A 23,607-nucleotide genomic window follows, 5' to 3' on the forward strand; every position below is an offset into this window, starting at 1 on the left:
ACCCCAGCGATGGGCAAGCCCACCGGCTTCCTCGAGATCGAGCGCCACGACCGCAGCTACGAGGCGCCTGCCAGCCGCCTGAAGCACTGGAAGGAGTTCGTCCAGCCGCTGCCGGAGATGCAGCTGCGCCAGCAGGCGGCGCGCTGCATGGATTGCGGCATCCCGTTCTGTCACCAGGGCTGCCCGGTGAACAATCAGATCCCGGACTTCAACGAGCTGATCCACCGGGACCACTGGAAGGCGGCGCTGGAGAACCTCCAGTCGACCAACAACTTCCCCGAGTTCACCGGTCGCGTCTGCCCCGCGCCGTGCGAGGCGTCCTGCACCCTGAACATCCCGGACACCCCCGTGACCATCAAGACGATCGAATGCCAGATCGTCGATCGCGGCTGGGACGAAGGTTGGATCAAGCCTGAGCCGTCGCCCAGGGGCACGGGCAAGCGCGTCGCGGTGGTGGGCTCGGGCCCGGCCGGCCTGGCGTGCGCCCAGCAGCTGGCGCGCGCCGGCCATGCGGCCACGGTGTTCGAGAAGAGCGACCGGATCGGCGGCCTGCTGCGCTACGGCATCCCCGACTTCAAGATGGAAAAGCACCTCATCGACCGGCGCATCCGCCAGATGGAGGCCGAGGGGGTGATCTTCCGCACCAATTTCGAGGTCGGCGTGGCGGTCTCGGTCCAGCGGCTGCTGGACGACTATGACGTGATGGTCTTCGCCGGCGGCGCGGAAGCCCCGCGCGACCTGCCGGTGCCGGGCCGCGAGCTCGATGGCGTGCACTTCGCCATGGAGTTCCTGACCCAGCAGAACAAGCGCAACGCCGGGGACCCCGAGTCCATCGCGGCGCCGGCGGGCACGCTGAACGCGGCGGGCAAGCACGTGGTGGTGATCGGCGGCGGGGACACCGGCTCGGACTGCATCGGCACGTCCAACCGCCATGGCGCCGCGTCCGTCGTCCAGCTGGAGATCATGCCGCGTCCGCCGGAGCGGGAGAACAAGGCGGTCACCTGGCCGGACTGGCCGCTGAGGCTGCGCACCTCCTCGAGCCACGAGGAGGGCTGCGAGCGCGAGTTCGCGGTCACCACGAAGCGGATCGTCGGCAAGGACGGTCGCGTCACCGCCATCGAGTGCGCCCGCCTGGAGTGGGCGCCCGGGCCGGACGGCCGCCTGCAGATGCAGGAAGTGGAAGGCTCCACCTTCGAGCTGAAGGCGGACCTGGTGCTGCTGGCCATGGGCTTCGTCGGGCCGCGTCGGGAAGGCCTGGTGGAGCAGGGCGGCGTCGAACTCGACCCACGCGGCAACGTCAGGGCCAATGTGGTCGACTACCGAACCTCGGTGCAGAACATCTTCTCGTGCGGCGACATGCGTCGCGGCCAATCCCTGGTGGTCTGGGCCATCCGCGAGGGGCGGCAGTGCGCGCGGGCGGTGGACGAATACCTGATGGGGGCGACGCGGCTGCCGCGCTGATCGGCGGCGCTCGGTATCGCGCCTTCTCCGTCGCGTGGGAACCCCGACCCACCCTCCTCCAAGCATGGAGGAGGGCTTAAGTGGTCAGGCCCGGGACGGTCAGCCCGGCTGCATGCCTTGGACGTGGCTCAGGTGCTGTTGAACGATAGGGGCGATCTTGCCGGCCGCGCCGCGGAGCGCCGCGTTGTCGCCGTTCTGAGCGTAGCCGCTGTGCAGGGCCAGCGCCTCCTGGTGGGCCATCAGCTGCTGGCTCACGTACATGCGATCGAAAGCCGGCCCCGAGGCGCCGCGCAGCTGGTCCAGCATGCCGCGGCGACGCGCGTCCAGGGGCGGCGGGGGCGGCGGGGTCATGCCGCCGGCGCGGGCCGCCTCCATAACCATCTGGGTGGAGTTGGTGTGGTCGCGGATCATCTGGGCTGCGAAGTCCTTCACCGCCTGGGACGACCCCCGGGTCTGGGCGAGTTGGCTGGACTGGATCTCATACATGTCGCTGCGCGCCGCTTCGGCGAGGAAGGCGGTGGCGGTGGTGGGAGCCGCGGCGGCGGCCGCCGAGCCGCTGTTCATCGCGGAGCTGGCGCCGCCATCCATCCCGCTGGCGCATGCGGTGAGGCCAAAGGCGCAGGCGGCCGCGGCCGCCATCCAGATCATCTTCATCAGGCATCCCTCGTTCGTCGGCCGTGTGGGACGGCCGCTACCGCGGGAACAACGGGCGCTAGAAGAACGCTGTTCCAACAACCCTCATTTGCCATCCTGGTTCTCTATCGCGGCTGCAACACTGTTGCGGCGGCTCACGAGCGGGATGATCAGCCCCGTGTGTGGCGGGATGGCGGGGCGTGGCGGACCGTCAGGCGTCGCCGACCAGCGCGATGATCTTCCCCGACCCGCCGCAGTCCGGGCACTCCGCGCCGCCATGCTGCCGGCCCGTCCCCTGACAGAGCGGACAGATCTGCTCGCCGCTCTGCTCCGTGCCGGGCTTCACCTCGTCGCCAGGGTTCATGTCGGGCTGGTCGGGCATGCGCAGTCTCCTCGGGACAGGAGAACCGCCGAGGGGGCGGGCAGGTTCAGGCCGGCGCTCGGGCCGCCAGTCTTTCCAGGAGGCGCGCCTGGTAGCGGGCGACCTGATCCGGCGCACCGTTGAAGCTCCAGAGCCCCGCCTGAAAGGCGGGGTAGGCCAGTTCGAACAGCCGGAGCATCACCCGGTCGGCGCCCGCTGCCCGGGCCAGCGATGAAGTCTCCGCCTCCGAAAGCGCGAACTCGACGGCCGCGCCAGCCACGTCCCAGGCGATGTCCTGTGGACCGACGAGGTCGTGCGCCTCGGAATGGTCGAGGGCGTCGAGCTTAATCCCACCCAGCCATTCCCAGCGATGAAGGCGGCCGTCCACGTGGACGGGGCGGGGTCGGGCCTGGGTGAGGGGCAGGGCGGAGAGCCGTCCTGCGACAGAGCGTGCGGCCTCTTCCCCGAGCAGTTCCGCCACATTGACCCGCACCATCTCGGCAAGGGTCCTGGCGTCTGCGCCGGCCGACCTGGCGAAGGCCTCGCGGCGGAAGCGAAGATAGCGGCCAAGGTGGTCCAGGTCCGGCGTCCAGGGTCGGTCCTCCACCCATCGCTGCAGGAGCATGCCGTGGCGCAGCGCCAGCGGCTCGGGTGCGAACCCGGCGGCGTGCAGGGCCTGCGCCCTGGCCAGCTTGCGCGCACCCGCCGAGCCAAGGCCCGCGAAGCGGGCGATGAAACCGTCGCCCAGCCGCACCTTCCAGACTGTGCCGGGAACATCATTCGCCTGGCCCACCGGGCCCGTGAGATCGGCGAACCAGTCGCTGACGGGGCATGGGGCCTGGGCGGTCAGGCGGACCGCGCTGCGCCAGCGGGCGCGGTGCTCGGGCGAGGCTTGTGGACCGAGGTCGCCTCCATGGCTGGGCAGGAAGACGATGCGGTCCGGCGCGACGCCCAGCGCCTCGAGGGCGTCGGCGGCGGCGCCGAAGGAGCTGCCGGAGAGGCCCGGGCCCTCGTCGACGATGGCGAAGGAGCCGGGATGGGCCTGCAGCCGCGCCCGAAGGGAACTGGAGAGGCGTAGTTCGCGCCGCCAGGGATGGCCCGTCGGGCGGACCGTGATGACCTCCCCGGCGCCCGTCGCCGCGGCCACCACGCCGGCCAAGCTCGTGCCGATGCTCCGAAGCCCGATGACGAACGGTGGGGCTAGCCAGGGGTGCGAGCGGGCCGCCAGCGCATAGCTCTCGGGATAGAGGCCGTAGAAGGCGTAGCCCTCCGGCGTCTTCACCTCGACGACGTCCGGCAGCGGCAGGGCTCGCAGGCGCGCGATCGCGTCGGCTTCGGCCGCGCCTGCGGCGACCGCGTTGCAGAGGTCGAGGGCGGCGCGCTGCAGCGGGGTGTCGTCGTCCTCGCCGCGCGCGGAGAACTCATCGTCCGCCAGGCCCTGGGCCAGCTCGCCGGCCTCGATCAGGGCGCCGGTCCGGTCGCCACGGGCCAGGGCGTCGGCCACCGACGCGAGCTTCTCACGGGGAGACTCCCGCCTCGGCTGGTCGCCGTAGACCAGCATCAGGCGCGCTGTGGCAGATGGCGGTAGGCGATGGCCTTGAAGGCGTCGAATGTCGGCGGACGGACCTCCGGCGCGCAGCGCTGCATCCACTCGACCCACGCCTGGTACTGCGCGGGGGAGGGCGAGACGAGGGCGCGGGCGTCCTTGGCCCGAGCGAGCGCTTCCAGCGGGCCCAGGCCGCGGCTGACCAGCACGCACAGCGCGACGAGCGCGGAGCGGCCGATCCCGTGCTCGCAGTGAACGAGAAGCTTGCGCCCGGCGGCCCGGGCCTCGGCGGCGAATGCGACGCCGTCGTCCAGCATGGGCTGGGCGACGGCGTGATGGTCGAGGGTCGGCAGGTGCAGGAAACGCAGGCCGCACGCCTCCAGCTCGGCGGCGTCGTCACAGCTCTCCGCACGCACGTCGATGACGGCGCCGACCCCGTGGCGGGCGGCGAGATCGACGGCCCGGCCGGCAGGAAAGGCGCCGCCCACCGCAAGGTCGTGGACGACCCAGCTGAGGTTGGGCGTCCAGCCCGCCGTCATGGGCCTACTCCGCGGCAACAGCGGCCGGGGCGGCGGCGGACGAGGGGGCGTAGCGCCGGATCATGCGCGCGCAGAACTCGGCGAACTCTTCGGCGACCTGGGGCGGGCTGGTGTGATGCGGCTCGATCCCGCGATGCTCCGGCGTGAAGCAGAACGTGACGGTGACGTCGAAGTCGGCGAGCGCCTCCATCTGCCGATCGAACCAGCGGTCGCAATCGGGCCGGAAGCTGTCGGCCCAGGAGAGGCCCGTCCGCAGATGCTTCACGCCCAGGCGCTTCATCCAGGCGACCGCATCGTCCAGGCGGTGATCCTCGAAGTGGAACCACTGGCAAAGGCCCATTTCGGCGGCGTAGGGGGCGTAGGCCTCCACCGCCGGCTTGGGCGAGCCGTCCTCGCGCAGCAGACCCATGTGGAAATGCCGGTAGTAGGACGAGCCCTCGGCCTCCTTGTGCCGGGTCGTGGCCTCCCAGGTCTTCGGCAGGTCGTAGAGCGAGTACCAGTGCAGGCGCGGGACCTTGCCGATCAGCAGGTCGGCGGTCTTCTTCACGCCCCAGGCCTGAACCTCCTCGGAGCCGAAGGAGGAGACACCCACCTCGGTGACCCAGATCGGCTTGTCGGTGACGGCGCGGATCTCGTCGACCTTCGAGGGCCACTCGTCGATCTGCCAGAGGTTCCAGTCCAGGGGAAAGCCGTGGATGGCGACCACGTCAATGTGGTCCATCACGCCCCGTTCTTCCAACCTGCGCACGAAGGCGGGATCGATGGGGCTCATGCCGCCCAGCACGCGGGGCAGGGCGGCGTTTTCGGCGCGGATCGCCTGACCGGCCAGCTTGGTCATGTTGGCGAACAGGTCCCACTCGGGATCCAGGTTCGGGTCCCAGTGGCTCTTGTTGTTCGGCTCGTTCCAGATCTTGGCGGCTTCGATCATGCGTGGTCCCTCCCGTTGGACTTGCCGTTGGTGCGCGGCCGGGCGGGATAGACCGCGCCCATTGGCTTGGGCCGCTCGACGCGGCGGCAGACGAACACCTCCTCTTCGGGGTGTTCCAGGATCTCGAACCCGGCGCTGCGGAGCATGGCGGCCGAACAGGCGGCGTTCGGCGCCCACCAGTTGGTCCAGTCGTTGGCGTACTCGTGCTCAATGAAGTGCATCTTCGGGTAGCCGGGCTCGTTGAAATGGTCCTGCTCGAAGAAGTCGTAATTGGCCCGGATCGGCGGCTCCTCGGCGCTGCCGCGCTGCATGGACTGGAAGATCAGCAGGTCCTTGCAGACGTTGTCGTGGATCAGGTCGAGCGCCAGCAGCGGGTGCCGCAGGTGGTAGAGGACGCCCATGAACAGGACGATGTCGAACGTCTCGCCCAGCTCGGCCACGTCGTAGACGCTGAGCTGGCGGAACTCGATGTCCATGCCCTTCACCTCCGCGGCGAAGCGGGCCTGCTCGAGGTAGCGCTCGTCGAAGTCGACCCCCAGCACGCGGTCTGCGCCGCGCCGCTTCATCTCCAGCGAGTAGAAGCCGCCGTTGCAGCCGATATCGAGCACGGTCTTGCCGGTGAGGTCCTCCGGCACGACGTGCTGGAAGGTCCGCCACTTCACGTTCGGATAGTCGTTCAGGAAGTGGTTCGGGGCGGTCTGCACGCCGCCCAGATCGATGTTGTGGAACCAGTCGCCCAGGGCGGCGGCGCGTTCGCGGATCTGATCCGCCGTCATGTGGTTCATCGGCACGCCTCGTTCACGCTCAGCACCTTCATTCCCCAGTCCCCCGCACAAAGGACGCTGACCGACCCCGGGCTGATCTCCAGCGCCCAGTGCCGATCGAGCGAGAAGCCCAGGACGCTGGCCAGCAGCGCCTTGATCGCGTCGGCATGGCTCACCGCGCAGACCCGCTCGCCGGGATGGCGCCTGGCCACCTCCGCCACGAAGTCGCCGAGCCTCGCCTGCACTTCGTCCATGGCCTCACCGCCGGGCGCCCTGGCCGTGCTGCGCGCCTCGTTCCAGCGCCGCCACTCGGGATCGGCATCGAGGTCGGCGAAGGCGGCGCCGGTCCAGGAGCCGAAGTCGATCTCGATCAGCCGCTCGTCGACGACGGGGTCCAGCTCGAGGGCCTGCCCCAGCGCGGCTGCGGTCTCGCGGGTGCGCTGCACGGGGCTGGTGTAGAGGGCCGTCACGCCTTCGCCGCGCAGGCGCTCAGCCGCGCGCCCCGCTTCCTCGCGGCCGAGCGCGTTGAGCGCGACGCCCTCCATGCGCCCGGAAATCCGGCGGCCGAGGTGGTCGGTTGAGCCGTGTCGCACGAGAAAGACCGTCGTGGTCACGAGGCGAGCTGGACCGCCGGGCGTTTCCTGGGGGCCGCCGTCGTGGGCTCGTCGCCGGCGATGAACCGCTCGGTGCGCTCGCGCGCCTCGTGGTCGGTGTACTGCTCGGGCGGGCTCTTCATGAAGTAGCTGGACGGGCCGAGCAGCGGACCCGACAGCCCGCGGTCGAGGCCCAGCTTCGCGCAGCGCACCGCGTCGATGACGATGCCGGCCGAGTTCGGGCTGTCCCAGACTTCGAGCTTCAGCTCCACGTTCAGCGGCACGCCGCCGAAGGTGGTGCCTTCCACCCGGATATGGGCCCACTTGCGATCGGTGAGCCACGGCACGTAGTCCGAGGGGCCAACATGAACGTCGTCCTCCGCCAGCGGCACGTCCAGCTGGCTGGTCACCGCCTGGGTCTTGCTGATCTTCTTCGAGTGCAGGCGCTCGCGCTCGAGCATGTTCTTGAAGTCGGCGTTGCCGCCGAAGTTCAGCTGGTAGGTGCGGTCGACGCGAACGCCCCGGTCGCGGAACAGGTTGACGATCTCCCGGTGCAGGATGGTGGCCCCGACCTGGCTCTTGATGTCATCGCCGATGATGGGCAGGCCGCGCTGCTCGAAGCGCTTGGACCAGACCGGGTCGGAGGCGATGAACACCGGAATGCAGTTCACGAAGGCGCAGCCCGCCTCCAGGGCCTGCTGGGCGTAGTACTCGGTGGCGCGCTGCGAGCCGACGGGCAGATAGGACACCAGCACGTCAGTGTTCGACGCCCGGAGCGCCTCCGCCACGTCCACGGGAGCGGCATGCGCCTCCTCGATGTCGCCGGCCATGTAGCGGCCGATCCCGTCGAGCGTGGGGCCCCGCTGTACGGTCACGCCCGTCTTGCCCGGACGCTCGAAGACGAAGGTGTTGTTGGGCGCGGCGAAGACGGCCTCGCCCAGATCACGGCCGACCTTGCCGACGTGGATGTCGAAGGCGGAAGCGAGCTCGATGTCCCCGACGTGGTAGCCGCCGAGATCCACATGCATCAGGCCGGGCGGCGGCTCATTGGAATTCGCTTCGGCATAGTGGCTGACGCCCTGGACGAAGGACGAGGCGCAGTTGCCCACGCCCACGATCCCGACCCTGACTTTCTTGCGGCTCATGCGCCCCCCTTCGGCCGCGTCGACGCTGCGGCGAGGTAAGTACCTGCGGGAGAAACAGCTTGGCCGGAGCTTTGTTCCTTCGCCTGGCCGAGTAAGTGGCGCGAACGGTGGATAACTCGCTCCACAGGCGCCGGGTTTCAAGCAACCCCAACCTCATTTGATCACTGGGTTCCGATCACAAGAAGTTGGTCGCTGCAAAAACAATCCCAATGGAACCAACACTTAGCTCCGGCAGGGAACTTACATGAAGATGAAGGGTTAGCTTGGCGGGTGTGACGGCGAGGGACGGCCATGAGCCGAGTGAAGAATTTGGGGGCCGCCGACAAAACTACGGACCCCGATCCCACCACGTCCGGCAAGGCGAGCCGGGTAATGGTTAACGAATTCCCGGAAAGCGTCCAGGCGCTCCTTCTGAAGATTGTGAGCCGCGCGGGGGACCGCGCCAACTATTCCTCTGTCCAGCGCTTCGAGTTCCTCGAAGTTCCCGCGTTCGCCCCGCAGGCGAAGTCCGCGCGGCTGGCGAACGGCTGAGGCGAAGCATGTCCGAACAGATCCTCATCACCGGCGGCGCCGGCTTCATCGGCCGACACCTGGCCCAGGCATTGATTGAGCGGGGCGACAAGGTCCGCGTCCTCGACAGCCTGATCGAGCAGGTTCACCCGACACGGCAACGGCCCGCCGAGCTGAACGACGACGTGGAGCTGATCGTCGGCGACGTCCGCGACGAGGCGGTGGTGCTACGATCGCTGAAGGGTGTCGACAAGGTGGTGCACCTGGCGGCCGAGGTCGGCGTTGGCCAGAGCATGTACGCGGTGGACCGCTACACCTCGGTCAACGACTACGGCACCGCGGTGCTCTTCCAGCAGCTGATCGACAACCCGGTCGAACGGGTGGTGGTCGCCTCCTCAATGTCGATCTACGGGGAGGGGCTCTACCGAACGCAGGACGGCCGGCTGATGGAGGACGTGGTCCGCGGCGGGCGCAATCCTGACGGGTCCTGGGACCCGCTGGACGACGAAGGCCGGCCGCTGATCCCGGTGCCGACGCCCGAGACGAAGAACAACGGCATCAAGTCGGTCTACGCCATCGGCAAGTACGTGCAGGAGCGCCTGACGCTCACGCTGACCAAGCAGTACGGCATGGGCGGGTCGGCGCTGCGTCTCTGGAACGCCTACGGCCCTGGCCAGGCGCTCTCCAATCCCTACACGGGCGTGCTTGCGATCTTCGCCAGCCGCATCGCCAACGGCCAGTCGCCGATGGTGTTCGAGGACGGCCAGCAGCGCCGGGATTTCGTCCACGTCCGAGACGTGGCTCGCGCCTTCCTGCTGGCGCTCGACAAGGCCGAGGCCGACGGCGAGGTGTTCAACGTGGGCTCCGGCGTCGACCGAACGGTGGAAGACGTGGCCCTGCTGCAGGCCACCGCCATGGGGCGGCCTGACCTGAAGCCGGAACTGGCCGGCAAGGCCCGGGCGGGCGACATCCGCCACTGCATCCCCGACCTGACCAAGGCCCGCAACGTGCTGGGCTACGAGGCCCAGGAAGACTTCCAGGAAGGCCTCGCGGAACTGGCTGAGTGGGTCGCGCGGCAGGAAGCCGAGGACCGCGTCGTCGAAGCCCGCAAGGAGCTCGAGATGCGCGGGCTGGTGGCATGAGCGGGTCCGGCGCTCCGGTCCTGGTGACCGGCGGGGCAGGGTTCATCGGCTCCAACCTCGCCGACCGGCTGGCCAGCGACGGCCATACCGTTCTGGTGCTCGACGCGCTGTCCCGCGACGGCGTGGAGCGCAACCTTGCCTGGCTTAAGAGCCGGCACGGTTCGAAGATCGTCCACCTGGCCGCCGACATCCGGGACCGCCGCGCGGTCGACGAGGCGGTCGGCGAGGCGCAGGCCGTGTTCCACCTCGCCGCCCAGGTGGCGGTGACCACCAGCTTGGTGGACCCGGTGGAGGACTTCGAGATCAACATCCAGGGCGCTCTGAACGTCCTGGAAGCGGTGCGTCGTCGCGGGGCCACGACGCCGGTCGTCTTCGCGAGCACCAACAAGGTCTACGGGGACCTGGCGGACGTGCCGTTGGAACTGGTGGGCGACGCCTACCGGCCCACAGACCCGGGTCTGCGGGTGCGCGGCGTCAGCGAAAGCCGGCCGCTGGACTTCCATACCCCCTACGGCTGCTCCAAGGGCGCGGCCGACCAGTACGTGCTGGACTATTCCCGCAGCTTCGGTGTGCCCACCTGCGTGCTGCGGATGAGCTGCATCTACGGCCCGCGTCAGATGGGCACCGAAGACCAGGGGTGGGTCGCCCACTTCCTGATCCGCGCCATCGAGGGCCAGCCGATCAGCATCTACGGCGACGGCCGCCAGGTGCGCGACATCATGAACGTCGCCGACACCGTGGACGCCTACCTCGCGGCCTGGCGGCGTATCGAGCGGGTCTCGGGTCGAGCTTTCAACCTTGGCGGGGGGCCGAACAACGCCGTCAGCCTCGTCCAGCTGATCGCCTACATCGAGGAGCTGATCGGCCGGAAGGTGGACCTTTCCTTCTCCGACTGGCGGGCGGGCGACCAGCGCTACTATGTGTCGGATCCCTCGGCCGCCCGCCGTGAGCTGGGCCTGGCGGAAGCGATCGACTGGCGGACCGGGGTGGCTGGCCTTGCCGAGTGGCTGCAGGGCGAACGCAACGGTAAGCCGGCCCAGCGCGAGAAGGTCGAGGCCGTCGGATGAAGGTCGGGCTAGCCCGACCGACCCGGCCGCGCGTGCTGATGACCACCGACGCCGTCGGGGGCGTGTGGACCTATTCGATCGACCTGGCGGGCGGGCTGGCCCGCGCGGGCGTCGAGACCACGCTCGTGGTGATCGGGCCGTCACCGACGCCGGACCAGGTGGCTCAGGCGCATCTCGTGCCGCACCTGACCCTAATCGACACCTGTCTGCCGCTGGACTGGATGGCGAGCGAGCCCGCCGAGATCCTCGAGGTGGGGGCGGCGATCCGCGGCCTGGTGCGCGGCGCAGGGGCGGACCTCGTCCACCTGAACAGCCCCGCCCTGGCGGCGGAGGGCGGCTTCACCGCCCCGGTGATCGGCGCCTGCCATTCCTGCCTCGCCACCTGGTGGGGGGCGGTGAAGGACGGGCAGATGCCGTCAGACTTTCGCTGGCGCTCCCAGGCGCTTTGGCAGGGCATGCTGGCCTGCGACGCCCTCATGGCGCCGACCGCCGCTTTCGCGGAGGACACGGCCCGGGCTTACGAGCTGCCGCGTCCGTTCGTCGTTCACAACGGCCGCAGTGCGCCGCCGCCAGCGCTGGCTGCCCGCGAGGCGATGGTCTTCACGTCCGGCCGCCTCTGGGACGAAGGCAAGAACATCGGCGTCCTGGACCGGGCCGCCGCACTCATCCAACCGCCGCTGCACGCGGCCGGGCCGCTGCAGGGCCCATCAGGCGGTCCGGTGACCCTGAAGCACGCCCAGGCTCTCGGTCGCCTCTCGGCCGACGGCGTGAGCCGTTGGCTGGCGCGCGCGCCGATCTTCGCCTCGGCCGCACTTTATGAACCCTTTGGGCTGGGCGTGCTCGAGGCGGCCCAGGCCGGCTGCGCCCTGGTGCTCTCGGACATCCCCACATTCCGCGAGCTCTGGGACGGGGCGGCCGTGTTCTGCGACCCCGACGCGCCCGAGGCCTTCGCGGCCGCCTTCCAGGACCTGCTCGCCGACCCGGTTCAAGCCGAGCGCCTGGGACAGCAGGCCAAGGCGCGGGCCGGCCGCTACACGGTCGACGCGATGGTGGCCGGCGTGCTCGACCTCTACCGCCACTACCGACCGGACCTGTTCCCCGTGAGCCAGGAGGCCGCCGCGTGAAGGTCGTCTACTTTACCCACTCGCTCGCCTCCTGCTGGAACCACGGCAACGCCCACTTCCTGCGGGGCGTGCTGCGCGACCTGATCCGCCGCGGGCACGAGGTGGGGGTGTTCGAGCCGGCCGACGCCTGGAGCCTGCAGAACCTGCTGGCCGATCACGGGCAGGCGGGGCTGGCGGCCTACCGCCACGCGTATCCGGAACTCAGCTCCACGCCGTTTGAGGCCGAGTTCGCGCTCGAGCGGGCGCTCGACGGGGCTGACCTCGTCATCGTGCACGAGTGGAACGACCCTGCGCTGGTGGCCCGCATCGGCAGGGCGCGGGCGGCGGGCGCCCGGTTCACCCTGCTGTTCCACGACACCCACCACCGGGCGGTCAGCGAGCCGGACGCGATCCGCGCCTTTGACCTCTCCGGCTACGACGGCGTGCTGGCCTTCGGCGAGACCTTGGCGGAGGTCTACCGCCGCTGGGGCTGGGAAGCCCGCGTGTTCGTCTGGCACGAGGCGGCCGACGTCGCCCTGTTCCACCCGCCGGCCGAGGAGGGGGCTCGCGACGGCCTGGTCTGGATCGGAAACTGGGGCGACGGCGAGCGCACGGCGGAGCTGGAGCAGTTCCTGATGGCGCCCGCGAGGGCCGCGGGCCAGCCGCTCACCATCTATGGCGTGCGCTATACCGACGAGGCCAAGGCGATGCTTGGCCGCTATGGCGTCGACTATCGTGGGTGGCTGCCGAACGCCCGCGCCCCTGAGGTCTTCGCCCGCCACCTGGCGACCGTGCACGTGCCGCGGCGCTTCTACGTCGAGGTGCTGCCCGGCATCCCAACCATCCGCGTGTTCGAGGCGCTCGCCTGCGGGATCCCGCTCGTCTCGGCGCCCTGGCAGGACAGCGAGAACCTGTTCCGGCCGGGAGAGGACTTCCTGTTCGCCCGCGACGGGCAGGAGATGGAGCGTCACCTGCGCGCCATCGCCCACGATCCCGACCTGCGCGCCAGCCTCGTCCGTTCGGGCCTCGAGACCATCCGCGCCCGCCACACCTGCGCGCACCGCGTGGATGAGCTGCTGGCCGTGGTCGGCGAGCTGTCGCCCCGCAAAGCCTTGGAGACCGTCTGATGAAGATCGCCTTCTACGGCTCGAGCCTGCTCTCGGCCTACTGGAACGGTGCGGCCACCTACTATCGCGGCATGCTCTCCGAGCTGGCCAAGCGTGGCTACCAGATCACCTTCTACGAGCCGGACGCCTTCGACCGGCAGCAGCACAAGGACATCGAGCCGCCGGACTATGCCCGGGTGGTGGTCTATCCGGCCACCGAAACCGCGCTGCAGACGGTGATGGCGGAGGCCGCCGACGCGGACGTGGTGGTGAAGGCCTCCGGCGTGGGCGTCTTCGACGACGAGCTGCTGGAGGGCGTGATGGCGCTCGCCCGGCCGCATGCGGTGAAGATCTTCTGGGACGTGGATGCGCCGGCCACCCTGGCGCACCTGCGGGCCAACCCGGGCGACGTGATGCATCGCGTCCTGCCGCAGCTCGACCTGGTGCTGACCTACGGCGGCGGCCCGCCGGTGGTGAACGCCTACCAGGGTTTCGGCGCGCGGCTCTGCCGGCCGGTCTACAACGCCCTTGATCCCACGACCCACCATCCGGTGGCGGCGCAGCAGAGGTTCGAGGGCGACCTCAACTTCCTGGCCAACCGGCTGCCGGACCGCGAAGCGCGGGTCGAGGAGTTCTTCCTCAAGCCGGCCGCGCGCCTGGCCGAGCGACGGTTCCTGATCGGCGGCAACGGGTGGGACGACAAGGCCATGCCGGACAACGTGCGCCGCATCGGTCACGTGGGCACGGCCGACCATAACGCGTTCAACTGCTCGCCGCTGGCGGTGCTGAACGTCGCGCGCGACTCCATGGCCGACGTGGGCTTCTCGCCCGCCACCCGGGTGTTCGAGGCGGCCGGCGCCGGCGCCTGCCTGATCACCGACGCGTGGGAGGGCATCGAGCTATTCCTCACGCCGGACGAGGAGGTGCTGGTGGCGCGGGACGGCCAGGACGTGGCCGAGCACGTGGCCGCCCTGACGCCCGCCCGGGCTCGGGCGATCGGCGAGGCCGCCCGCCAACGGATCCTTGCCGAGCACACCTACGCCCGCCGGGCCGCCGAGGCCGACGCGCTGATCCGCCATGAAGCTGTCGCCAAGCGCGAAAGGAGCCTCGCGTGAAGCTGGTGATCCTGGGGCTGTCGCTGTCGTCGTCGTGGGGCAACGGCCACGCCACGACGTACCGAGCCCTGCTGCGCGCCTTCGCCGCCCGGGGCCATGAGGTGCTGTTCCTGGAACGCGACGTACCCTGGTACGCCAACAACCGTGACCTGGCGAAGCCCGACTTCTGCGAGCTGCGCCTCTACGCGAGTCTCGAAGAACTGAAGACGCGCTGGGCGGGCGAGGTCGAGCGGGCGGACGCCGTGATCGTCGGCTCGTACGTGCCGGACGGGGTAGAGGTCGGGCGTTGGGCGCAGAAGACGGCGCGCGGACCGGTGGCCTTCTACGACATCGACACGCCGGTCACCCTGGCCAAGCTGGCGGCGGGCGACCACGAGTACCTGCACCCGGAGCTGATCCCCGGCTACCAGGCCTACCTGTCGTTCACCGGCGGCCCCACCCTGGAGCGGCTGGAGCGGCGGTACGGCTCGCCAGCGGCGCGGGCGCTCTATTGCTCGGTGGACGCCGAGGCCTACCGGCCGCTCCCGGCGGCCAAGCGCTGGGACCTGTCCTACCTTGGCACCTACAGCCCCGACCGGCAGCCCACCCTCGACCGCCTGCTGCTGGAGCCCGCCCGCCGCGCGCCGGAGCTCAAGTTCTGCGTGGCCGGTCCGCAGTATCCGGCCGACATCGACTGGCCGGCCAATGTGGAGCGGCTGGAGCATGTGGGCCCCGCCGACCACCCGGCCTTCTACGCCGCCAGCCGCTACACCCTGAACGTCACCCGGGCCGACATGATTGAGGCCGGCTATTCGCCGAGCGTGCGCCTGTTCGAGGCCGCCGCCTGCGCCACCCCGATCATCTCCGACATCTGGGACGGATTGGAGAGCCTGTTCGAGCCGGGCAGGGAGATCGTGCTCGCGCTGGGCCCAGACGAGGTGCTGCGCACCCTTTGCGGGACCGAGGAGCCGGCGCGTGTCGGCATGGCCGAGGCCGCGCGGACGCGGATCTTGGCCGCGCACACTTCGGCCCACCGAGCTGCGGAGCTCGAAGCCCATCTCGACGAAGCGATCGGGGCCGCCGAGCGGCGGCTCGAGACAGTTTGAAAAGTGAGTAACGGCCGCCAGGCCCACGGGAGACGCAGAGCTTGGAAGGGACGGAAATGAAGAAGAACGGACGGCAACTGCAGGTCCTCGTCGCCGGCGGCGCCGGGTTTCTGGGATCCCACCTCTGCGAGCGGCTCCTGGCGGAAGGCGCCCACGTGGTCTGCCTCGACAACCTCCAGACCGGGAAGCGGGAGAACCTGCGCAAGCTTCAGGGCCGCCAGGACTTCGAGTTCGTGAAGGCCGATATCGTCGACGCCCTGCCGCCGCGGGTCACCAAGCGGAAGTTCGACCGGATCTACAACCTGGCCTGCGCCGCCTCGCCGCCGCTCTACCAGGCCGACCCGGAGCATACCATGCTGACCAGCGTGCTGGGCACCCACCGGCTGCTGCGGCTAGCGGAAGCGACGGGCGCGCGGTTCCTGATCTCGTCGACCAGCGAGGTCTATGGCGACCCCGCCATGCACCCGCAGGCCGAAACCTACTGGGGCAACGTCAACTGCACCGGACCCCGCGCCTGCTACGACGAGGGCAAACGCGCGGCCGAAGCGCTCACCTTCGACTACGATCGCCTAGGCCGCGCCGAGGTGCGGGTCGCACGGATCTTCAACACCTACGGCCCGCGGCTCGCCGCCGACGACGGGCGGGTAGTTTCCAATGTGGTGCACCAGGCGCTGACCGGGGAGCCCATCACCATCTTCGGCGATGGCTCGCAGACCCGCTCGTTCTGCTACGTGGACGACCAGGTGGACGGGCTCTATCGTCTGATGGAGCATGAGGGACCGCAGCCTGGCCCGATCAACATCGGCAACCCCAACGAGCGGACGATCCGCGAACTGGTCGACCTGGTCCTGCAGCTGACCGGCTCCGCCTCGGAGGTGGTCTTCCAGGCCCTGCCGGTGGACGATCCGAAGCGCCGGCGGCCGGACATCAGCAAGGCCGAGCGGGTGCTCGGTTGGCGGCCTGAAACGAGCCTGGAACAAGGGCTTCGCTCGACCATTGCGTGGTTCGAGGCGAACCTCGGCCGTACGGCCCGGGTCCGGGAGAACGAGGACGAGGTTCGCCTGTCGGCCTGACCGGGAGCATCCAGATGAGCCTCGAGGCGCTGGACGACACGGGCGCAGGCGCGGCCTGGCCCGCTGCCGGCGCCGCCGCGCCCGGGCCGCTGGGCCGGATCCGCCCGGAGGCGGTGCGGGCGTATGACATTCGCGGCGTCGCAGGTCGGGATATCGACAGGGCCGGCGCCTACGCGCTCGGCCTGTCCTACGCGACGGCCGCCCGCGAGGCCGGTTTGGCAAGGGTGGGGGTCGGGCGCGACGGGCGGATGAGCTCGCCGGCCTTCGAGCAGGCGCTGGTCTGGGGCCTGATGGACGGCGGCCTGAGCGTCGAACGCATAGGGCTTGGGCCCACGCCAATGCTGGGATGGGCGGTCCGCAAGCTGGGCCTGGACGGCGCGATCATGGTCACCGCGTCGCACAATCCGCCGGGGGAGAACGGCTTCAAGATCCTGCTCGGCGAGCAGCGCGTGCATGGCGCGCGCCTCAAGGCCCTGGTCGAGGGCGCGACGGTGGAGCGCGGCGGCGGCGCGGCCCACCGGGTGTCGGTCCTCGAGACGTATGTGGAGGACCTCGCCCGCGCTGCGGCGGACATGGCCCCGCTCAAGGTCGCCTGGGACTGCGGCAACGGGGCCACCGGACCCGTGGTGGAGCGGCTGGTCCGCCGCCTTCCCGGCGAGCACCGGCTGCTGAACGCCCATGTGGACGGCCGTTTCCCCGCGCACCATCCCGACCCGGCCGTCGCCGAGAACCTGGTTCAGCTCGCCGAGGTGGTGCTGGCCGAGGGCTGCGATCTCGGGGTGGCGTTCGACGGCGACGGTGACCGCATCGGCGTGGTGGACGCCCAGGGTCGGATCCTGTGGGCGGACCAGCTGATCCTGCTGCTGGCGCGCGACCTGCTGGCGCGCCGTCCGGGCGCGACGGTGGTCGCCGACGTCAAGTGCTCCAAGGTGCTGTTCGACGGGGTAAGGCAAGCCGGCGGCCGGGCGCTGATCTCGCCCTCGGGCTATGTGCACGTGCGCGAGGCCATCCAGGCGGAGGGGGCGCTGCTGGGCGGCGAACTCTCCGGCCACATCTTCTTCGCCGACGGCTGGGGCGGGGTGGACGACGCGCTCTATGCGGCGGTGCAGACCTTCCTGGCGGTGTCGCGGCTCCCCGGCGGGCTCGCCAGCTTCCGGGACAGTCTGCCGCCCACCTTCACCACGCCGGAGCTGCGCATCCCTTGTCCCGAGGCGCGCAAGGCCGAGGTGGTGGCCGAGGTCGCCCGCGCCCTGGCGGAGGAAGGCGCCGTCTTCGACCCGGCGCTCGGCCTGCGGGTGGAGGGGCCAGACGGCTGGTGGCTGCTGCGCGCCTCAGGCACCGAGCCGAAGCTGACCTGCCGCTGCGAGTCCTTGCACCCGGACGGGCTGGAACGCCTGCGGGTCGAACTGAAACGCCGGCTCGCCGGCTGCGGACTGGACGCGGACGTCTAGCCATCGGGGACCGAGGGCGTTACTCGCTCTCATGCCTCCGCGAAGACCCGCAGCGCCCCCCGACGCACGGCTGGCCGTGCCGGTCCTGCTGCTGATCGTCTTCGTCAGCCTGATCGGCTTCGGGGTCGTGATCCCGCTGCTGCCCTTCTACGCCCATGTGTTCGACGCGACGCCCTGGCAGGTGACGCTGATGTTCTCAACGTTCTCGGCGGGGCAGTTCGTCGGCGAGCTGACCTGGGGCCGCCTGTCGGACCGGATCGGCCGACGGCCGGTGCTGCTGATCACCATCGCCGCCTCGGCCCTCGGCTATGTGGCCTTGGCCTTTTCGCCGAACATCTGGGTGGCCATCCTGGTGCGGGCGCTCGCCGGCTTCTTCAGCGGCAACATTTCCACCATCCAGGGCTACATCGTCGACGTGACGCCGCCGGAGCGGCTGGCCGGGCGGCTGGGCCTGATCGGCGGGGCTTTCGGGATCGGCTTCGTGGTTGGCCCCTGGCTCGGGGGCGTGCTGGCGAGGCCGGAAATGGGCGCCGCGGGCTTCCACCCGCCGCTGCTCGTTTCCGCGGGGCTCTGCGTCGTCGCCACGGTCGGTGTGATGGCCTTCGTGCGCGAGAGCGTATCGGAGAAGGGTGCGCACCTCGCGCGGACAGGCCCACTGGCGGCGCTGGCCCAGGCGTGGACCGACCCGGTGCTGCGCCGGCTGGTGGCCATGACCTTCATGGGCTTCGCCTCCTTTTCGGCCATGTGGTCGGTGCTGGGCCTGTGGGGCGCGGCGCGGTTCGGCTGGGGGCCGATGGAGATCGGGTACGTGATGGGCGCCACCGGGGTGGCCGCGGCGCTCAGCCAGAGCTTCTTCTCAGGCATGCTGGTCCGGCGCGTGGGCGGCGTGGCGACCATCGTGGCGGGTCTGTCGGTGACCAGCGTGGCCCTGCTCATCCAGGCGGCGTCCCCCTGGGTTTGGCTGTGCATCGCGGCGGTGACGGTGGCGGTCACCGGTCACACCCTGACACAGCCGGCCACCAGCGCCCTGATCTCCGAGGCGGCCCCGCAAGGGCGGCAAGGCGCTATCCTGGGCGCGAACAATGCGGCGGGATCGGCGGCGCGGGTGATCGGGCCGGTGGTCGCCGGGATGCTGTTCTCGAGCGTCGGCGGCTGGGCGCCGATCGTCTTCGCTGGCGTGGGCATAGTGCCGGCGGCCTGGCTGGCCTGGCGGGCGGGCCGGCAGCTTCGGCTCAGGGGCGCGGGCTGACGGGCTCGAGGGCGCCCAGCAGTCGGAGCGCCTGGCGGTAACCGTCGACGGTGCCCACGTCGACATAGCCGCTTCCCAGCGGCGCGTTCCAGGCTTCGCCGCCCGCCGCGATCCAGGCGTTCACGAGGGTGCCCAGGTACTCATCCTCCCGACCGCGTTCGAGCCACAAGGCATGCAATTCGTGGAAGATGCGGCCGGGCATCTTGAAGGCGCCCCAGATCCACTTTGAGGCGGCGTTCGGGACCTTCACCTGGATCTCGCGGATGCGGCCGTCCGGGTCGGCGACCACGGCGTCGAAATGGCGAGGCTCCTCCACCGGGAAGGTCAGAAAGGAGAACCGGTCGTCCGGCAGGTGGGCGAGGGCGTCCTCCGGGAACCAGATGGTGTCCGGCAGGCCCACGGCCACCGGCTCGTCGGCGGGGATCACCGGCGCGGCCCGGAAAATGGCGTCGCAGAGCCCGGCTGGGCGCGGCTGCACCACGAAGGCGAAGTCGACGCCGTCCACCCGGTCGCTGAAGTAACGCAGGATGTCGTCCTTGTGCGGGCTGATGACGAAACACACCTTGTCGGCCCCGCCGCGCGCCAGGCGCTCCACCAGGTACTCGCTCACCGCCCGGGGCCGCTCGGCGCCGTTCTCCACCCGCATGCCCACCGGCAGCAGCTCCTTGGAGAAGGCCAGCGGCTGTATGCGCGTGCCCTGGCCGGCGGCGGGGATGATCCCCCACATGCTCAAGCCTCCTCCAGATCGCGCGGCGCTGCGGGCGAGGTGGACAGCAGGCGCAGGAGCTCCGCGGCCCGGTGGTCGCTGGTGTGCTCGTCGAGGGTGCGTTCGCGGGCCCGCCTTGCGAGGGCCAACAGGTCGGCGGGAGCGAGGTCCAGCGCCGCCAGGGCTTCTGCAGTGGTCCCGGCCGTGAGGATCTCGCGGCCGGGTTCGAAGAACAGGTCGAGACCGTCCCAGGTGTCGGTGAGGATCGGGCAGCCGCAGGCGGCGGCCTCAAACAGCCGGCCGGAGGGGCAGTAGCCCATCTGCGCCATGTCCCGGCGGGTGACGTTCAGCGTCAGTCGCGAGGAGGCGAAGAAGGCCGGGTGTTCCGGCGGCGCGACGTGGTCCAGGAAGAAGATGTTGTCGGTCCAGGGGAAGGCTGTGTCGTAGCCTGAGCCGCCCAGCAGGAAACGCTGGCCGGGACGCAGCCGCGCCGGCTCCGCAAACAGGGCGTTCACCGCCGGCTGGCGGTCGGCGGCGTAGGTGCCCAGGTAGGAGAGGTCGCAGGCATAGCGGGGGTCCACGCCGGTGGGGCGGTGGTGGTCGGGGTCTACATGCCCGTAGAGCGGCGCCGCGCGTCGCGCCCCGAGATCGCGTTCCAGCCGGACCAGGGCTTCGCCGCCCGTGTAGCTGAGCACCAGGTCGAAGCCGCCGAGCCCTTCGGGGGGCAGGTAATCCACGCGCTCGCCGGCGGCGAGCCGGGCGAGCGTCACCGGCGTGTCCATGTCGTAGAACAGCGCCAGGCGACCGTGCTCCACGGCCACCCGCGAGGCCGCAGGGCCGTCCGGGCAGTAAGAGGTGACCATCACCGCGTCGGCGGAGGCGGCCTCGGCGCGGGCCCGCTCGGCCACGTCGGCCCAGTCGCCGTAGAGCACCAGCTCGCCCCAGGGCAGGACGGCCAGGTCACGGTGGCGCGCGTAGTAGGGCGCGTCCTTCTCGAAGAAGACCACCTGCACGCCGCGCCCGGCGAGCGCCCGCGTCAGGCCCCGCCAGAGCGTGGCGTGACCGTTGCCCCACGAGGAGCTGACCGTCAGGCCAAAGATCACGAGCTTCATGCGTGCGGCGCTCCCTTCCCATGGGCTCAACAGGCGCCCATGGCGAAGGTTCCCCCTGCTAGACCTCGTAGAGGGCGTATTCGATCCCGAGGTCGCGGTTCAGCACCGGTCGCGCCACGTTATAGACCGGCACTCCACGCGCCGTGCGGCCCTCGTAGGCCCCGCGGTGAGCGTGGCCGTGGAGGGCGAGCTTCACGCCGTCGAACCGGTCGATGGTTTCGCCCATGCGGGCCGATCCGAGGAACGGGAAGATCTCCGGCGGCTCGCCCTCTACGGTGTCCTGCACAGGGGCATAGTGGGTCACCACCACGATGCGCTCGCTCCGCAGCATCCTGAGCGACGTTTCCAGCTTCAGGTTCTCGTCCACCGAAGCTTGCACGAAAGACTTGATCTCAGCCTCGCCGAAGGCGCTCAGCATGTAACGGCCGAAACCGCCGATGAAGCCCTTGCAGCCGGCGAACCCGACCCCGCCGATTTCCCGCGCCTCGCCGTCGAGAACGATCATCCCGGCCTCGTGCAGGATGCGCGACACCTCCTGCGGCTGACCGCATTCGTAGTCGTGGTTGCCGAGCACGCCCACCACGGGGATGGTGCAGGCGCGCAGGTCCTCGGCCAGGATCTCCACCTCCGGCGTCTTGCCGTAGTTGGTGAGATCGCCGCAGAGCACCAGGACGTCCGCCTCCTGGCTGATCCGGCTGAAAAGGTCGCGGTAGGGCGCCTCGTGGTTCTCCCCCACGTGCAGGTCGCCGATGGCGGCGACCCTCAGGGGTCCGTTCTGCACCGGCGTCTCAGGCGATAGGCTCATGCCGTTCCTCCAGTCCCTTGCCCACCACGTCGGCGAAGCCCCACTCGGTGATATCGGTGACGTAGTCGCGCGGGCTGAACAGGCGGCCTCGGCAGACCTTCACGCGCGCCGCGGGCAGCCCGACCTGCGCCTTCAGCCGGCTGGTCAGCTCTTCCATCACCCAGGTGGGGATGGTGTCCCGCTCGGTGGGGTAGATGAACCGGAAGTTCAGCAGGTGGGTCAGCAGCACCTCCCAGTAGGGCTCCATGTAGCGGAGCAGGTGCTGCCAATCGATCCGGTCGGAGGCGCGCAGGATGACGTGCGCCACGTCGGCCCCGTCGTATCGGTAGCGGTCCTGGATGAACATCTTGGACAGGATCAGCTCGGTCGGCGGCGTGATCTTGGCCTCGGTGCCGTATACATTGATCGTGTCGTTATTGACGAACCACTCGTCGGTGATCGGCGCCGTCCCATTGGACATGGCGAAGATCACGTCGAAGAAGTGCTTCCCCTGCCAGACCTTGGCGATCCAGCGCTCGTCCTCCACGTCCGTGCGGTAGCCGCGTTCCTGGAAGTAGGCGAGGATCTTCGGGTAGTCGCCGGCCTTGCAGAAGACGTCGAGGTCCTTCGTGGGGCGAACGATGCCGGTATAGGCGGTCACCGCATAGGTGCCGGACAGCAGGAATGGGATCCCGGATTCGGTGAGAAGCTTCAGGCTCTCGGCGTAAAAGGCTTCCGCTTCGGGCGGCGGCTCGAAGGCGGCGGCGTCGTAGGATTGCGACATGCGTCCGTGGGCTCGGTGGGAGGGGAGGGGGCCAGCCCCTTGCCCCAAACGGCAGCCCTGGCGGCGGGTTCCGGCCGCGGGCGATGGCCCCGCTCGGGCCTGCTTTCGCCACGATTGCGCGTCACCCCTGGCGGATCGGAGTTCGCGCGGGGCGTCGCGTCTCGATCCAGCTTAGCAGTTGAAGTCGCTTGGGTTTCGCGGCATGTTGAACGCAGTTCGATCGCTGGCCCGCGAGGGCGGCACGTCGCGGTCGCCGATCCCCAAAAATATTTGCGGCAGAGCTGGAACCTTGATGCCGCGTCGCTCGTTCGGCCTCCAGGGCGGGGGTGTGTGTTGCTACTGGTTGGAGCGTTTGGCGCTTCGGCTCGAGGCAAGGCATCCCTCGCCAACGCATTGTCTGCGCCTTCGGGGGATCCATGGCCGCTTCCGCTTCCACCGCCGCCAAGCCGGCGAAGTCGTCCGCTAAACCCGCCAAGACCACGGCGCGCAAACGGGAGCCGGCGCAGGTCGACACCGCCGAGCTGCTGGTCGCGCTGCGCGCCTTCCGGCGCGGCGATTTCTCGGTCCGGCTGCCGCGCGGGCTGACGGGCGTGGCCGGCGAGATCGCCGAAGCCTTCAACGACGTGGTCGAGCTGAACGACCGCATGACCAAGGAATTCGAGCGGCTCGGCGAGACGGTGGGTCGCCAGGGCAAGATCAACCATCGCGCCAAGCTGCCGGCCGCGCAGGGCTCGTGGGCGGCCTCTGTGGACGCGGTGAACACCCTGATCGCCGACATGGTGCACCCCACCGCCGAAATGGCCCGCGTGATCGGCGCCGTGGCCAAGGGCGACCTGTCGCAGACCATGGACCTCGAGAACGAGGAGCGCCCGCTTCGGGGCGAATTCCTCCGCATCGGCAAGGTCGTGAACACCATGGTGGGCCAGCTGGGGTCGTTCGCCTCGGAAGTGACCCGCGTGGCGCGGGAAGTGGGCACCGAGGGCAAGCTGGGCGGTCAGGCGCAGGTGCGCGGCGTCGCCGGCACCTGGAAGGACCTCACCGACAACGTGAACTTCATGGCCGCGAACCTCACCGGCCAGGTCCGTAACATCGCCGAGGTGACCACCGCCGTGGCCAACGGCGACCTGTCGCGGAAGATCACCGTGGACGTGAAGGGCGAGGTGCTCGAGCTGAAGAACACCATCAACACCATGGTGGACCAGCTGAACGCCTTCGCCTCGGAAGTGACCCGGGTGGCGCGGGAAGTGGGTACGGAAGGCAAGCTCGGCGGTCAGGCCCAGGTGAAGGGCGTCGCCGGCACCTGGAAGGACCTCACCGACAACGTGAACCTGATGGCCGCCAACCTGACCG

24 protein-coding genes are annotated in these 23,607 nt (G+C 69.9%); 12 read left to right on the top strand and 12 right to left on the bottom strand.

What is annotated here, in order from left to right; translation table 11 throughout:
• Positions 1–9: 9 nt before the first annotated feature.
• Entirely contained in the window at positions 10–1,461 is a 1,452-nt protein-coding gene (locus tag VIL67_RS18960; RefSeq protein WP_332050486.1) for a glutamate synthase subunit beta, read from the top strand.
• A gap of 99 nt (positions 1,462–1,560) precedes the next feature.
• Here VIL67_RS18960 and VIL67_RS18965 read toward each other — a convergent pair whose 3' ends face one another.
• From VIL67_RS18965 to VIL67_RS19000, 8 genes are all read right to left on the bottom strand, one after another.
• Positions 1,561–2,115 (bottom strand): DUF4142 domain-containing protein, encoded by a 555-nt coding sequence (locus tag VIL67_RS18965; RefSeq protein ID WP_332050487.1) that lies wholly within the window; start codon positions 2,113–2,115, stop codon positions 1,561–1,563.
• Between the two features lie 190 nt (positions 2,116–2,305).
• Positions 2,306–2,476 carry a hypothetical protein gene (locus VIL67_RS18970; RefSeq protein WP_332050488.1) on the bottom strand — a complete coding sequence of 57 codons (171 nt, stop codon included), beginning with the start codon at positions 2,474–2,476 and terminating at the stop codon, positions 2,306–2,308.
• 46 nt (positions 2,477–2,522) lie between these two features.
• On the bottom strand, positions 2,523–4,016 hold the full coding sequence (locus tag VIL67_RS18975) for a hypothetical protein (protein WP_332050489.1): 1,494 nt from the start codon (positions 4,014–4,016) through the stop codon (positions 2,523–2,525).
• Entirely contained in the window at positions 4,016–4,540 is a 525-nt protein-coding gene (locus VIL67_RS18980) for a protein-tyrosine phosphatase family protein (protein WP_332050490.1), read from the bottom strand. The genes VIL67_RS18975 and VIL67_RS18980 overlap by 1 nt, the downstream gene beginning before the upstream one ends.
• A gap of 4 nt (positions 4,541–4,544) precedes the next feature.
• Positions 4,545–5,468 (bottom strand): glycoside hydrolase 5 family protein, encoded by a 924-nt coding sequence (locus VIL67_RS18985; RefSeq protein ID WP_332050491.1) that lies wholly within the window; start codon positions 5,466–5,468, stop codon positions 4,545–4,547.
• The gene (locus VIL67_RS18990) at positions 5,465–6,253 is read right to left on the bottom strand and encodes a TIGR04290 family methyltransferase (protein ID WP_332050492.1); all 789 of its coding nucleotides are present in this window, start codon (positions 6,251–6,253) and stop codon (positions 5,465–5,467) included. The genes VIL67_RS18985 and VIL67_RS18990 overlap by 4 nt, the downstream gene beginning before the upstream one ends.
• Positions 6,250–6,846 carry a histidine phosphatase family protein gene (locus tag VIL67_RS18995; RefSeq protein ID WP_332050493.1) on the bottom strand — a complete coding sequence of 199 codons (597 nt, stop codon included), beginning with the start codon at positions 6,844–6,846 and terminating at the stop codon, positions 6,250–6,252. Before VIL67_RS18995 ends, VIL67_RS18990 begins: the two co-directional genes overlap by 4 nt.
• Positions 6,843–7,970 carry an inositol-3-phosphate synthase gene (locus VIL67_RS19000; RefSeq protein ID WP_332050494.1) on the bottom strand — a complete coding sequence of 376 codons (1,128 nt, stop codon included), beginning with the start codon at positions 7,968–7,970 and terminating at the stop codon, positions 6,843–6,845. The genes VIL67_RS18995 and VIL67_RS19000 overlap by 4 nt, the downstream gene beginning before the upstream one ends.
• A 291-nt stretch (positions 7,971–8,261) precedes the next feature.
• Here VIL67_RS19000 and VIL67_RS19005 point away from each other — a divergent pair, with 291 nt between their 5' ends.
• The 10 genes from VIL67_RS19005 to VIL67_RS19050 are packed head-to-tail and all read left to right on the top strand — an operon-like array spanning position 8,262 to position 18,871.
• Positions 8,262–8,501 (top strand): hypothetical protein, encoded by a 240-nt coding sequence (locus tag VIL67_RS19005; RefSeq protein ID WP_332050495.1) that lies wholly within the window; start codon positions 8,262–8,264, stop codon positions 8,499–8,501.
• A gap of 8 nt (positions 8,502–8,509) precedes the next feature.
• Positions 8,510–9,622: an NAD-dependent epimerase/dehydratase family protein gene (locus tag VIL67_RS19010; protein WP_332050496.1), complete on the top strand. Its 1,113-nt coding sequence runs from the start codon at positions 8,510–8,512 to the stop codon at positions 9,620–9,622.
• A complete protein-coding gene (locus tag VIL67_RS19015) occupies positions 9,619–10,689 on the top strand; it encodes an SDR family NAD(P)-dependent oxidoreductase (RefSeq protein WP_332050497.1) in 1,071 nt (356 codons plus the stop codon). The genes VIL67_RS19010 and VIL67_RS19015 overlap by 4 nt, the downstream gene beginning before the upstream one ends.
• Positions 10,686–11,813, top strand: coding sequence for a glycosyltransferase family 4 protein (locus VIL67_RS19020; RefSeq protein ID WP_332050498.1), 1,128 nt, complete (start codon positions 10,686–10,688; stop codon positions 11,811–11,813). Before VIL67_RS19015 ends, VIL67_RS19020 begins: the two co-directional genes overlap by 4 nt.
• Positions 11,810–12,919, top strand: coding sequence for a CgeB family protein (locus VIL67_RS19025; protein ID WP_332050499.1), 1,110 nt, complete (start codon positions 11,810–11,812; stop codon positions 12,917–12,919). The genes VIL67_RS19020 and VIL67_RS19025 overlap by 4 nt, the downstream gene beginning before the upstream one ends.
• Positions 12,919–14,013, top strand: a complete 1,095-nt coding sequence (locus tag VIL67_RS19030; RefSeq protein WP_332050500.1) for a CgeB family protein — start codon at positions 12,919–12,921, stop codon at positions 14,011–14,013. The genes VIL67_RS19025 and VIL67_RS19030 overlap by 1 nt, the downstream gene beginning before the upstream one ends.
• On the top strand, positions 14,010–15,098 hold the full coding sequence (locus tag VIL67_RS19035; RefSeq protein WP_332050501.1) for a CgeB family protein: 1,089 nt from the start codon (positions 14,010–14,012) through the stop codon (positions 15,096–15,098). Before VIL67_RS19030 ends, VIL67_RS19035 begins: the two co-directional genes overlap by 4 nt.
• 56 nt (positions 15,099–15,154) lie before the next feature.
• Complete coding sequence (locus VIL67_RS19040) at positions 15,155–16,171, top strand: UDP-glucuronic acid decarboxylase family protein (protein WP_332050502.1); 1,017 nt, start codon at positions 15,155–15,157, stop codon at positions 16,169–16,171.
• Positions 16,172–16,185: 14 nt separating this feature from the next.
• Positions 16,186–17,622: a phosphomannomutase/phosphoglucomutase gene (locus tag VIL67_RS19045; RefSeq protein WP_332050503.1), complete on the top strand. Its 1,437-nt coding sequence runs from the start codon at positions 16,186–16,188 to the stop codon at positions 17,620–17,622.
• Between the two features lie 31 nt (positions 17,623–17,653).
• Entirely contained in the window at positions 17,654–18,871 is a 1,218-nt protein-coding gene (locus VIL67_RS19050) for an MFS transporter (RefSeq protein ID WP_332050504.1), read from the top strand.
• Here VIL67_RS19050 and VIL67_RS19055 read toward each other — a convergent pair.
• Genes VIL67_RS19055 through VIL67_RS19070 form a run of 4 tightly spaced genes read right to left on the bottom strand, consistent with a single transcriptional unit; the run spans position 18,855 to position 22,257 of the window.
• Positions 18,855–19,598 carry a nucleotidyltransferase family protein gene (locus VIL67_RS19055; protein WP_332050505.1) on the bottom strand — a complete coding sequence of 248 codons (744 nt, stop codon included), beginning with the start codon at positions 19,596–19,598 and terminating at the stop codon, positions 18,855–18,857. The two genes, VIL67_RS19050 and VIL67_RS19055, sit on opposite strands and share 17 nt — an antisense overlap.
• A 2-nt stretch (positions 19,599–19,600) precedes the next feature.
• The gene (locus VIL67_RS19060) at positions 19,601–20,689 is read right to left on the bottom strand and encodes a CgeB family protein (protein WP_332050506.1); all 1,089 of its coding nucleotides are present in this window, start codon (positions 20,687–20,689) and stop codon (positions 19,601–19,603) included.
• A 58-nt stretch (positions 20,690–20,747) separates the two neighbouring features.
• Positions 20,748–21,494, bottom strand: a complete 747-nt coding sequence (locus VIL67_RS19065; protein WP_332050507.1) for a metallophosphoesterase family protein — start codon at positions 21,492–21,494, stop codon at positions 20,748–20,750.
• Entirely contained in the window at positions 21,478–22,257 is a 780-nt protein-coding gene (locus VIL67_RS19070; protein WP_332050508.1) for a nucleotidyltransferase family protein, read from the bottom strand. Before VIL67_RS19070 ends, VIL67_RS19065 begins: the two co-directional genes overlap by 17 nt.
• A 416-nt stretch (positions 22,258–22,673) precedes the next feature.
• Here VIL67_RS19070 and VIL67_RS19075 point away from each other — a divergent pair.
• On the top strand, positions 22,674–23,607 hold a 934-nt coding region (locus VIL67_RS19075; RefSeq protein ID WP_332050509.1), incomplete at its 3' end, for a HAMP domain-containing protein.

The sequence above is a fragment of the Phenylobacterium sp. genome (genome assembly GCF_036563385.1).
In the GTDB taxonomy this organism is placed as follows: Bacteria; Pseudomonadota; Alphaproteobacteria; order Caulobacterales; family Caulobacteraceae; genus Phenylobacterium.

What these genes read in the sequence shown, in the direction of transcription:
- VIL67_RS19070 (WP_332050508.1), bottom strand. Translation starts at nt 22,257, where the DNA reads ATGTCGCAATCCTACGACGCCGCCGCCTTCGAGCCGCCGCCCGAAGCG.
- VIL67_RS19000 (WP_332050494.1), bottom strand. Translation starts at nt 7,970, where the DNA reads ATGAGCCGCAAGAAAGTCAGGGTCGGGATCGTGGGCGTGGGCAACTGC.
- VIL67_RS19060 (WP_332050506.1), bottom strand. Translation starts at nt 20,689, where the DNA reads ATGAAGCTCGTGATCTTTGGCCTGACGGTCAGCTCCTCGTGGGGCAAC.
- VIL67_RS19010 (WP_332050496.1), top strand. Translation starts at nt 8,510, where the DNA reads ATGTCCGAACAGATCCTCATCACCGGCGGCGCCGGCTTCATCGGCCGA.
- VIL67_RS19040 (WP_332050502.1), top strand. Translation starts at nt 15,155, where the DNA reads ATGAAGAAGAACGGACGGCAACTGCAGGTCCTCGTCGCCGGCGGCGCC.
- VIL67_RS18965 (WP_332050487.1), bottom strand. Translation starts at nt 2,115, where the DNA reads ATGAAGATGATCTGGATGGCGGCCGCGGCCGCCTGCGCCTTTGGCCTC.
- VIL67_RS18985 (WP_332050491.1), bottom strand. Translation starts at nt 5,468, where the DNA reads ATGATCGAAGCCGCCAAGATCTGGAACGAGCCGAACAACAAGAGCCAC.
- VIL67_RS18975 (WP_332050489.1), bottom strand. Translation starts at nt 4,016, where the DNA reads ATGCTGGTCTACGGCGACCAGCCGAGGCGGGAGTCTCCCCGTGAGAAG.
- VIL67_RS19055 (WP_332050505.1), bottom strand. Translation starts at nt 19,598, where the DNA reads ATGTGGGGGATCATCCCCGCCGCCGGCCAGGGCACGCGCATACAGCCG.
- VIL67_RS19015 (WP_332050497.1), top strand. Translation starts at nt 9,619, where the DNA reads ATGAGCGGGTCCGGCGCTCCGGTCCTGGTGACCGGCGGGGCAGGGTTC.
- VIL67_RS19050 (WP_332050504.1), top strand. Translation starts at nt 17,654, where the DNA reads ATGCCTCCGCGAAGACCCGCAGCGCCCCCCGACGCACGGCTGGCCGTG.
- VIL67_RS18990 (WP_332050492.1), bottom strand. Translation starts at nt 6,253, where the DNA reads ATGAACCACATGACGGCGGATCAGATCCGCGAACGCGCCGCCGCCCTG.
- VIL67_RS19030 (WP_332050500.1), top strand. Translation starts at nt 12,919, where the DNA reads ATGAAGATCGCCTTCTACGGCTCGAGCCTGCTCTCGGCCTACTGGAAC.
- VIL67_RS18960 (WP_332050486.1), top strand. Translation starts at nt 10, where the DNA reads ATGGGCAAGCCCACCGGCTTCCTCGAGATCGAGCGCCACGACCGCAGC.
- VIL67_RS18970 (WP_332050488.1), bottom strand. Translation starts at nt 2,476, where the DNA reads ATGCCCGACCAGCCCGACATGAACCCTGGCGACGAGGTGAAGCCCGGC.
- VIL67_RS19020 (WP_332050498.1), top strand. Translation starts at nt 10,686, where the DNA reads ATGAAGGTCGGGCTAGCCCGACCGACCCGGCCGCGCGTGCTGATGACC.
- VIL67_RS18980 (WP_332050490.1), bottom strand. Translation starts at nt 4,540, where the DNA reads ATGACGGCGGGCTGGACGCCCAACCTCAGCTGGGTCGTCCACGACCTT.
- VIL67_RS19045 (WP_332050503.1), top strand. Translation starts at nt 16,186, where the DNA reads ATGAGCCTCGAGGCGCTGGACGACACGGGCGCAGGCGCGGCCTGGCCC.
- VIL67_RS19005 (WP_332050495.1), top strand. Translation starts at nt 8,262, where the DNA reads ATGAGCCGAGTGAAGAATTTGGGGGCCGCCGACAAAACTACGGACCCC.
- VIL67_RS19065 (WP_332050507.1), bottom strand. Translation starts at nt 21,494, where the DNA reads ATGAGCCTATCGCCTGAGACGCCGGTGCAGAACGGACCCCTGAGGGTC.